Origin of the sequence: Allobosea eneae (genome assembly GCF_042657265.1) — a bacterium.
GTDB classification, from domain to species: domain Bacteria; phylum Pseudomonadota; class Alphaproteobacteria; order Rhizobiales; family Beijerinckiaceae; genus Allobosea; species Allobosea eneae.
This window is the reverse complement of the sequence record NZ_JBHSLW010000083.1, coordinates 1-599: the sequence shown is the minus strand read 5'-3', so window position 1 is coordinate 599 and position 599 is coordinate 1. Positions and strand designations below refer to the sequence as shown.

Sequence of the window (599 nt, the reverse complement as noted above, 5' to 3'; positions counted from 1 at the left end):
GATCACGACCTCCTCGACGAAGCCCTTCGCCACCACGTCCTGGAAGCCATAGGCCGTCGGCACCGAGTAGTCGTTCGACCGATAGCGGACCAGCGCCGTCGACGAGACCCGCCCGCCACGCTTCTCGCACGGCTCCAGCGGCACAGCCGGCAAGGAGCGCAGGGCTTCAAGATCGGCCACGAGCCGTTCGCCAATCGTCTTCGCATGCCGACCGGCCCGCTCGCCCTGCCGCCGGCGGCAGCGCTCTGCCAGCATCACGTTCAGTTCGGCGAAGCTCGCCGCCACCGGGATCGGCGTCAGGAAGTTCGAGCGGGCATGCTTCACCAGCCCTTCGACCTTGCCCTTGTCGTTGCCCTTGCCCGGGCGCCCGAACCGATCCCGGAACAGATAGTGGCTCACCAGCTCGGTGAAGGCCCGCGTCCGCTCACGCCGGCCGTCGCCGCAGATCTTCGCCACCGCGATGCGCGTGTTGTCATAGAGGATCGACAGCGGCACACCGCCGAAGAAGCCAAAAGCCGAGACGTGACCGTCCAGGAACGCTTCCGTCGTCTCGCGTGGATAGGCCTTTACGAAACAGCCGTCCGACTGTGGCAGGTCCA

1 protein-coding gene is annotated in these 599 nt (G+C 66.8%); it reads right to left on the bottom strand.

What is annotated here, in order from left to right:
• Positions 1-599: Mu transposase domain-containing protein (locus ACFPOB_RS29230; RefSeq protein WP_417281758.1), on the bottom strand; the 599-nt coding region annotated here is incomplete at both ends.